This is a genomic window from Mesorhizobium sp. M2A.F.Ca.ET.067.02.1.1 (assembly GCF_004023285.1).
Taxonomy (GTDB): Bacteria; Pseudomonadota; Alphaproteobacteria; order Rhizobiales; family Rhizobiaceae; genus Mesorhizobium.
This window is the reverse complement of the sequence record NZ_RZSB01000198.1, coordinates 1-8,668: the sequence shown is the minus strand read 5'-3', so window position 1 is coordinate 8,668 and position 8,668 is coordinate 1. Positions and strand designations below refer to the sequence as shown.

Below are 8,668 nucleotides of genomic sequence, written 5' to 3'. Positions count from 1 at the left end.
GTGCCGAGCACCACCATGGGCACCGGACCGGAAGCGTGGGACGCGGCGACATGAACGGCGGCGGCCGTGTGCGGATCGAGCAGGTAGTCGCTTTTCTCGAGCGTCGCGCGGATGGTGGCCGCGACCTCGTCCACCGTGGCGCGACCGGCGTCGAACTCGGCGCGGATGCGCTCAAGTTCGCCTTCCTCGATGGTGAAGGCGCCGGACTGCTTCAGCCCGTTCATGTAGCGGCGCACCGTTTCGGCGTCGCGGCCAGCCGCCTCGAACAGCAGGCGCTCGAAATTCGACGACACCTGGATGTCCATCGACGGCGAGGTCGTGGCGAACACGCCCCTGGTCCGGTATTCGCCGCTCGCCAGCGTGCGCGCCAGGATGTCGTTGTCGTTGGTGGCGATGATCAGCCGCTCGATCGGCAGGCCCATGCGCTTGGCGGCGTAACCCGCGAAAATATCACCGAAATTGCCGGTCGGGACGGTGAAGGAAACCGGCCGGTCTGGCGCGCCGAGCGACAGAGCGGACGAGAAATAATAGACGATCTGAGCCATGATGCGGGCCCAGTTGATCGAATTGACGCCCGATAGCGACACCCTGTCGCGGAAAGCGTGGTCGTTGAACATGTCCTTCACCAGGCCCTGGCAGTCGTCGAAATTGCCTTCGACCGACAGCGCGTGGACGTTGGCAGCGCTTGACGTCGTCATCTGCCGCTGCTGCACCGGCGAAACCTTGCCATGCGGGAAAAGGATGAAGATGTCGGTGCGGTCGCGGCCGGCGAAGGCGTCGATCGCGGCACCCCCGGTGTCCCCCGAAGTCGCGCCGACGATGGTGGCGCGCTGGCCGCGGTCGGCAAGCACGTGATCCATCAGCCGCGCCAGCAACTGCATCGCCACGTCCTTGAAGGCCAGCGTCGGGCCGTGGAACAGCTCGAGGATGAAGGTGTTCTTGCCGGTCTGCACCAGCGGGCACACGGCCTGATGCCGGAAAGTGGCATAGGCCTCGCGCACCAGCCGCTCGAAGACGGGCGCCGGGATCTCGCCGCCGAGGAAGGGCGTCAGCACGCGGATGGCAAGGTCCGGATAGGTAAGCCCGCGCATGGCGCGGATGTCGGCGGGCGAAAACCGCGGCCATTCGCCCGGCAGGTAAAGCCCGCCGTCGCGCGCCAGCCCGGCCAGCACCGCGTCTGAAAATCCAAGCGCGGGCGCATCGCCGCGGGTACTCACATATTGCATTGTAAAAGGCCCATTGCTGCCGCTCGCGTCATCCACGGCAATTGGTTAATTTTCCGAGCCGGCTCAGTCGCATTTTTGCCGCGCCGTTGCTATACGTCACCGGCTTTGTGAGAGGGAAGTGCAGTTTCATGGCGTTTTTTTCGGTCAACCGTCGCTTTGTCGCGGGTCTGGCGCTCACCGGCTTTATGCTTGCCGCCGCCGGCTGCCAATCGAGCGACAATGGCATATTGAACCTCGGCATCGGCAAGAAACCCGATCCGACAGCTCCGATACCGCCGCAGGACCCCAAGATACTCGCCAGCCAGTTGCAGGCCTATTGCCCGAAAGTGACGCTGCGCGACGGGACAGCCTTCTTCAACACCTATGCCAAGGGCACGGCGGCGAAGCCGAAGAAAAAGAAGGTTGACGCCGCGGCCGACGCTGAAGCCGAGGCGGCGGCCGCCGCAGCCCAGACCGGCCCCAACGGCCAGCCGGTCGATCCCGCTCACGATCCGTCCAAGATCATCTACCAGGCCTCGATCTCGGACATGACGCGCGATTGCACCCATGCCAACGGCCAGTTGTCTATGAAGATCGCGGTCGCGGGCAAGGTCGTGCCGGGTCCGATGTTCGCGCCCGGAACCGTCACGATGCCGGTCCGCATCGCCGTCCAGCGTGGCGACGAGGTGCTTTATTCGCAGCTCCATCAGTACCAGGTGCAGGTCACCGATCCTTCGGCCGCAACCCAGTTCGTCTTCACCGATACCAATGTCGTGGTGCCGGAGCCTTCCGCAAAGGATTACCAGGCCTATGCGGGCTTTGACGAGAACACGCCGGCCGCCCCAGCGGACAAGTCGAAAGGCAAGCGGAAGAAACGCGCTCCGGCGACGAACTGAGCAGGGCTGGGATCGGAACGGATTTAGGCGTCTTCCGACCACTCCGAGAGCGCCGCAATCGTGCTGTTGAGCTCCGCCCAGCGCCGGATGACCGTTTCGGCGCCGGCCTCGGTCAGCGCGTCGGCGTGGCCCGGATAGCTGTGCCCGGCGCCGGTGAAGCCGATCACGCGCATCCCGGCCGCCCGGGCGCCGGCGATGCCGTGCACGGAATCCTCGATGACGAAAGTGTTCTTCGGGTTGGCGCCAAGCTTTTCGGCGGCGTAGAGGAACACGTCCGGCGCCGGCTTGGTCTTCTTGCTGGGAATGTCCAGCCCCGAAAAGATGCGGCCGGCGAAGAACGGCAGCAGTCGCACCTTCTCCAGCATGAACTCGACCCGCTCGGTGCGCGAATTGGAACAGACGGCACGCGGTGCGGTGACGGCGGCGACCGCCTCCCGGGCGCCGTCGATGATGCGCACGTCGCTGCGCAGCTTGCGGTCGACCAATTCCTCGGCGCGGTCGATCAGCGAGGCCTGGAACGGAATGTGCGACTTCTCCTCGAGCCGCAGCATGATGTCCTTGAAGGTCAGCCCGGCATAGGTCTCGGAAATTTCCTCCGCCGAGATCTCGAATCCGGCCGATGTCAGAAGCTCGGCCTCGACGCGCGCGGCGATGATTTCGGAATCGACGAGCACGCCGTCGCAATCGAAAATGACAAGATCTGGCTGGGGCATGGCAATCCGGGTCGTTGGGGGAGGAGCCTGACTGGCTTAAGCGGCGCGGCATACACCAACGGGCCGGCCTGCGCAAACCGCCGAGGGTCAGGCGTCGGGCCTTCACCGAATGTTTACGCTGATCGGTAACCATAACAGCCAGTAAACCGTAACGCGTTTGTTTGGGTGTTTTGATGTCTGCCGTGCGTCTTCTCGACGAGCTTTCCCTCGCCCCTGTTAGGTCCGAATGGCTGGACACGATCCTCAAGGGCGATTGTGTCGCCGCCCTCGACCGGCTGCCGGAAAAGACGGTCGACATCATCTTTGCCGACCCGCCCTACAATCTGCAGCTCGACGGCGACCTGCACCGGCCCGACCAGTCCAAGGTCGACGCCGTCGACGACGACTGGGACCAGTTCGAGAGTTTTGAAGCCTATGACGCCTTCACCCGCGCCTGGCTGCTCGCGGCGCGCCGCGTGCTGAAGCCCAGCGGCACCATCTGGGTCATAGGCTCCTACCACAACATTTTTCGCGTCGGCGCCCGCATGCAGGATCTCGGCTTCTGGATCCTCAACGACATCGTCTGGCGCAAGACCAATCCGATGCCGAATTTCCGCGGCCGCCGCTTCCAGAACGCGCATGAGACGATGATCTGGGCCTCGCGCGACCAGAAGGCCAAGGGCTACACCTTCAATTACGAAGCGCTGAAGGCGTCGAACGACGATCTGCAGATGCGTTCCGACTGGCTGTTTCCGATCTGCACCGGCGGCGAGCGCCTGAAGGACGAGAACGGCAACAAGCTGCATCCGACACAGAAGCCGGAAGCGCTGCTTGCCCGCATCATGATGGCCTCGACCAAGCCGGGCGACGTCGTGCTCGATCCCTTCTTCGGCTCCGGCACTACCGGCGCCGTCGCCAAGCGCCTCGGCCGCCATTTCGTCGGTATCGAGCGCGAGCAGGCCTATATCGACGCCGCCAATGAGCGCATCGCCGCGGTGCGCCCGCTGGAAAACGCCGATTTGACAGTGCTTTCGGGCAAGCGCGCCGAACCGCGCGTCGCCTTCATCAGCCTGATCGACAACGGCCTTGTCGCGCCCGGCGCCACGCTCTACGACGCCAAGAAGCGCTGGGCGGCGAAAGTGCGCGCCGACGGCACGCTGGCGATCGGCGACAGCGCCGGCTCGATCCACAAAGTCGGCGCCGAGGTGCAGGGGCTGGACGCCTGCAACGGCTGGACCTTCTGGCACTATGAGCGAAGCGGCGGCCTGACCCCGATCGACGAGCTGCGCCGCATCGCCCGGCTCGGTATGGAGCGGGCAGGGGCCTGAGCCGCCGGTCCGCTCTTGAAACGACGCTTCAACGGATCGCCGCAAGCGATTCAGTTCAGGCCACAATCCCGAGCCGTTCAAGATCCGCTTTAAGCGTCGGGGCGTTGGTGAACAGCAGCGCCTGCCAGCCGGCGGCCTTGGCGCCGTCGACATTCTTCTGGCTGTCGTCGATGAATAGCGAGGCCGACGGATCGAGTCCGAACGACACGACGTGATGGTCGTAGATGGCGCGGTCGGGCTTGATCAGGCCAATATCCCCGGAGACGGTGACGCCGCGCGGTTTCTCCAAGAACGGGAAACGGGCGCGCGCCTCGCGGAACGTGTCCGACGCCCAGTTGGTGAGCAGCGTCACGTCGTGGCCGTCATCGATCAGGTCCTCCAGAAGCGCGACGCTGTCTTCATAGGCGTGCGGCGCCATCTCGTGCCAGTAGCGGCGGAAATTGCGGATGTTCTCGGCATGGCCGGGATGCTCGGCGATCAGCAGCGCCTCGGCTTCTTCCCAGGTCCGGCCGCGATCCTGCTCGAGATTCCATGCGCTGGTGCAGACATTATCGAAAAACCATTTCCGCTCCCCGGCATCGGGGATCAGGCGGCTGAACGGGATGTCGGGATCGTAGTGGACCAGCACCTTGCCGATGTCGAACACGATATGGCGGATTTCAGTCATACGGGCCTCTTTGCACTGTGCGACGACGGTTTTTTCGTCGCGCCCGGTATGGCCGCTTCGATTGCCTTTTTCATGACAGTCGGCAGCGCCTCCCCGGAAATCTCGTGGGCCAGCGACCAGAAATGTCCGGACGGTGCGGCGCCGTTGACGCGGGCGTGGAAGATTTCGAGCTCGAGCGCGAAATGCGTGAAGACATGGCCGATCTGCCCGGCGCGCCGCCAGTCGCCTGGAAAGGGCGCGGCGTCGGCTGTCGTGGCGCCGTCGATCCGCGCCGTCCAGTCCGTGGTCGGCACCTCGGTCATGCCGCCGAGCAGGCCCTTCTCCGGCCGTTTGCGCATCAGGATGGCGCCGTCGGCGCGCTCGGCGACGAAGGCAGCACCCCTGCGCAGCGGCTTGTCGTCCTTCGGCAGGCGGACCGGGAAACGCTCGGGATCGCCGGTGAGAATGGCGCTGCAATCCTCGCGGACCGGGCAGAGCATGCAGCGCGGCCGCTTCGGCGTGCAGGTCGTCGCGCCGAGATCCATCATCGCCTGGGCGAAATCGCCGGGCCTGGCCTGCGGCACCAGCTTTTCGACCAGTTCGCGGATTTCGGGTTTCGCTTCGCTGAGCGGGGCTTCGATCGAATTGAGCCGGGTCATCACCCGCTCGACATTGCCGTCGACGACTGCCGCCGGCCGGTCGAAGGCGATCGCCGCGATCGCCGCCGCCGTATAGGCGCCGATCCCCGGCAATTCGCGCAGGCCGGCCTCGGTGTCGGGAAAGCGGCCGCCGCGCAGCGCGACGAGGTCGGCGCAGGCCTTCAAATTGCGCGCCCTGGAATAGTAGCCGAGCCCGGCCCAGGCTTTCATCACGTCTTCGGCGGGGGCCGCCGCCAGCGCCTCGACCGTCGGCCATTTCTCGACGAAATTGCGGAAATAGGCCTTTACCGCCTCGACCGTGGTCTGCTGCAGCATCACCTCGGACATCCACACGCGATAAGGATCGGCCCTCACGCCGCGCGCAAACGCAACCGGCGTGACGCGCCAGGGCAGGTCGCGGTGATGCGCGTCGTACCAGGCAAGCAGGCGGGACGCGATGCCCATGTCTTCGGACGCGGCTTTCTGTGATGCCTTGCGGGTCTGGTCGAGCGGTGCCATTGATCGGATGAACTGGGAACTGGAGAACGCACATGGCAGGGAAAAGGGCCTTCGGCAATCCCGTTCCGGTGAGCGATCTCGCCACCGAGATCCTCGACCCGGTGCTGAAGAAGCGCGCCGGCATCTCGATCGGGCTGGTGCAGTCCTGGGAGGAAATCGCCGGGCCGCGCCTGGCCACTCATTCGCGCCCGGAAAAAATCCAGTGGCCGCGCCGGCTGCATGAGGACGACCCATTCGAGCCAGCGACGCTGATCATCGCCTGCGAAGGCATGGCGGCTTTGCATCTGCAGCACGAGGCCGGCGAGATCATCAACCGCGTCAACGCCTTCCTGGGCTTCAACGCCATCGGCCGCGTCAAGATCCTGCAGAGACCGGTGCTTTCGCAAAAGGCGCGGCCGAAGCCCGCGCCGCGACCCTTGACCGAGGCCGAGAAGGCAAAACTTTCGCATCTGGTCGGCAAGATCGAGGATGACGGCCTGCGCGCTTCGCTTGAGCGGCTCGGCGCCACAATTTTGGGTGAAAGGAAGCCCAAAGGGTCGTAAGAAGCGTCATGAATGCGTCACCATCTCGCGCATTCGTGATGCTCGTGATCAAGTTTCGCGATTGGATTGGGGATCGCGATGCCTTAATTCGCGCCAACTCTCGCCTTTTCTAGCCCTTGCATTGCAAAATCCAACCGATATCAGGTGATTCGCATGAACCGTGCCCCGTTTGGCAATAGCTTGTCCCGCAGAAACCTTCTGACAGCGCTGGCCGCTGTTCCTGCGGTGGCGCTGCTTGCCGCATGCAGCGACTCCGGCGAGGAGGCCAAGGCCGCCGACGTGAAGCCCGCCGACCCGTCGACGCCTGCCAAGCCCGCCGCCACTCCGGCGGCCGCCCAGGTGCCGGAGGCACAGGGCACGGTCGACATGGCGGAACTGCTCAAGCCCGGCGCGCTGCCCGAAAAGCAGCTCGGCAAGGACGACGCCAAGGTCACCATCGTCGAATACGCCTCGATGACCTGCCCGCATTGCGCGCATTTCGCCATGACCACCTTCCCCGAGCTGAAGACCAAATATATCGATACCGGCAAGGCGCGTTACATCCTGCGCGAATTCCCGTTCGACCCGAGCGCCGAGGCCGGCTTCATGCTGGCACGCTGCTCCAAGGACAATTACTTCGCCATGGTCGACGTGCTGTTCAAGCAGCAGCCGAGCTGGGTCGGCGTTAACAACACCAAGGAAGCGCTGCTGCAGATCTCCAAGCTCGCCGGTTTTACACAGGAGTCCTTTGAGTCCTGCTTGACGGACCAGAAACTTCTGGACGATGTGAGAGCAGTCCAGAAACGCGGAGCGGACGAGTTCAAGGTCGACTCGACGCCGACTTTCTTCATCAACGGAAAGACCTACAAAGGGGCGATGTCGATTGAGGAAATGTCGGCCATCATCGACCCTCTGCTCTGACATCCAGGCCGCGCCGAAGCGGTCAGGTTTTGGCGCGCGCATCTGTAGTGTAGGGCGGCGCGAATGAAATTTTCGCGCCTTCGCCTTCTCGGTTTCAAATCCTTCGTCGAGCCTGGCGAGTTCGTCATCGAACGCGGGTTGACCGGCATTGTCGGGCCGAACGGCTGCGGCAAGTCGAACCTCGTCGAGGCCTTGCGCTGGGTGATGGGCGAAAGCTCCTACAAGAACATGCGCGCGTCCGGCATGGACGACGTGATCTTCTCCGGCTCCGGCGCGCGCCCGGCGCGCAACACCGCCGAAGTCACGCTTTTCCTCGACAACACCGACCGCACGGCGCCCGCCGCCTTCAACGATGCCGACGAATTGCAGGTCTCGCGCCGCATCGAGCGCGAGGCCGGCTCGCTCTACCGCATCAACGGCAAGGAAGCCCGCGCCAAGGACGTGCAGCTGCTCTTTGCCGACCAGTCGACCGGCGCCCGCTCGCCCTCCATGGTCGGCCAGGGCCGTATCGGCGAGCTGATCCAGGCAAAGCCGCAGGCGCGCCGCGCGCTGCTCGAAGAAGCGGCCGGCATTTCCGGCCTGCACACGCGCCGACATGAAGCCGAGCTTCGGCTGAAGGCCGCCGAGCAGAATCTGGAACGGCTGGACGACGTCGTCGGCGAGCTGGAAGGCCAGATCGAAAGCCTGAAGCGCCAGGCGCGCCAGGCCTCGCGCTTCAAGAACCTGTCGGCCGATATCCGCAAGGCAGAAGCGACGCTGTTGCATCTGCGCTGGACATTGGCAAAGACCCAGGAAGGCGAGGCGCGCTCCGCGCTTGCCGTCGCCACCACGCTGGTCGGCGACCGCGCCGCCGCCCAGATGGCCGCCGCCAGGGAGCAGGGCATCGCCGCGCACCGGCTGCCGGACCTGCGCGACGCTGAAGCCGCCGCGGCCGCCGCCTTCCAGCGCCTGTCGATCGCCAAGACGCAGATCGAGGAGGAGGCCGGTCGCATCCGCGCGCGCCAGAGCGAGCTCGAACGCCGGCTGCAGCAGCTCGACGCCGACATCGCCCGCGAGGAGCGGATGGTGCGCGACAATGCCGACATCCTCGAGCGCCTGCGCACCGAGGAAGCCGAGCTCAATTCGGAAAATGCAGGCGCCGCCGAGCGCGAGGCGACCACGCGCGCCGCTTTCGAACAGGCAGGTGCTACGCTGTCGCAAAGCGAGGCAAGACTTGCCGCGCTGACGGCCGAGCGCGCCGAGGCGGCGGCCTCGCGCCACCAGATCGAGCGCTCGTTGCGCGAAACAGCCGAACGCCGCGAC

General features: G+C 65.0%; 9 protein-coding genes. 5 read left to right on the top strand and 4 right to left on the bottom strand.

Features of this window, described 5'->3' with window-relative positions:
- A partial coding sequence (gene thrC, locus EOA28_RS15655; protein WP_128315028.1) for a threonine synthase occupies window positions 1-1,226 on the bottom strand: 1,226 nt, incomplete at its 3' end.
- A 128-nt stretch (window positions 1,227-1,354) separates the two neighbouring features.
- On the opposite strand from thrC, the gene EOA28_RS15650 reads away from it, so the two are divergent.
- Entirely contained in the window at window positions 1,355-2,101 is a 747-nt protein-coding gene (locus tag EOA28_RS15650) for a hypothetical protein (protein WP_127252548.1), read from the top strand.
- Between the two features lie 23 nt (window positions 2,102-2,124).
- Here the strand turns inward: EOA28_RS15650 and EOA28_RS15645 are convergent, their stop codons facing one another.
- Entirely contained in the window at window positions 2,125-2,814 is a 690-nt protein-coding gene (locus EOA28_RS15645; protein WP_127306614.1) for an HAD family phosphatase, read from the bottom strand.
- Between the two features lie 173 nt (window positions 2,815-2,987).
- On the opposite strand from EOA28_RS15645, the gene EOA28_RS15640 reads away from it, so the two are divergent.
- On the top strand, window positions 2,988-4,121 hold the full coding sequence (locus tag EOA28_RS15640; RefSeq protein WP_127252546.1) for a site-specific DNA-methyltransferase: 1,134 nt from the start codon (window positions 2,988-2,990) through the stop codon (window positions 4,119-4,121).
- Between the two features lie 55 nt (window positions 4,122-4,176).
- On the opposite strand, the gene EOA28_RS15635 is transcribed toward EOA28_RS15640, so the two are convergent.
- Window positions 4,177-4,788 (bottom strand): HAD family phosphatase, encoded by a 612-nt coding sequence (locus EOA28_RS15635; protein WP_127252545.1) that lies wholly within the window; start codon window positions 4,786-4,788, stop codon window positions 4,177-4,179.
- Entirely contained in the window at window positions 4,785-5,924 is a 1,140-nt protein-coding gene (gene mutY, locus EOA28_RS15630) for an A/G-specific adenine glycosylase (protein WP_127252544.1), read from the bottom strand. The genes EOA28_RS15635 and mutY overlap by 4 nt, the downstream gene beginning before the upstream one ends.
- A gap of 32 nt (window positions 5,925-5,956) precedes the next feature.
- Between mutY and EOA28_RS15625 the strand changes: the two genes are divergently transcribed.
- The 3 genes from EOA28_RS15625 to EOA28_RS15615 all read left to right on the top strand — a co-directional run.
- The gene (locus EOA28_RS15625) at window positions 5,957-6,466 is read left to right on the top strand and encodes a DUF721 domain-containing protein (protein WP_127252543.1); all 510 of its coding nucleotides are present in this window, start codon (window positions 5,957-5,959) and stop codon (window positions 6,464-6,466) included.
- Between the two features lie 153 nt (window positions 6,467-6,619).
- A complete protein-coding gene (locus EOA28_RS15620) occupies window positions 6,620-7,366 on the top strand; it encodes a DsbA family protein (protein WP_042641803.1) in 747 nt (248 codons plus the stop codon).
- Between the two features lie 63 nt (window positions 7,367-7,429).
- On the top strand, window positions 7,430-8,668 hold a 1,239-nt coding region (locus EOA28_RS15615), incomplete at its 3' end, for a chromosome segregation SMC family protein (protein ID WP_148670727.1).

Coding starts and splice junctions, on each gene's coding strand:
- EOA28_RS15625 (WP_127252543.1), top strand. CDS start 5,957: ATGGCAGGGAAAAGGGCCTTCGGCAATCCCGTTCCGGTGAGCGATCTC.
- EOA28_RS15620 (WP_042641803.1), top strand. CDS start 6,620: ATGAACCGTGCCCCGTTTGGCAATAGCTTGTCCCGCAGAAACCTTCTG.
- mutY (WP_127252544.1), bottom strand. CDS start 5,924: ATGGCACCGCTCGACCAGACCCGCAAGGCATCACAGAAAGCCGCGTCC.
- EOA28_RS15650 (WP_127252548.1), top strand. CDS start 1,355: ATGGCGTTTTTTTCGGTCAACCGTCGCTTTGTCGCGGGTCTGGCGCTC.
- EOA28_RS15635 (WP_127252545.1), bottom strand. CDS start 4,788: ATGACTGAAATCCGCCATATCGTGTTCGACATCGGCAAGGTGCTGGTC.
- EOA28_RS15640 (WP_127252546.1), top strand. CDS start 2,988: ATGTCTGCCGTGCGTCTTCTCGACGAGCTTTCCCTCGCCCCTGTTAGG.
- EOA28_RS15645 (WP_127306614.1), bottom strand. CDS start 2,814: ATGCCCCAGCCAGATCTTGTCATTTTCGATTGCGACGGCGTGCTCGTC.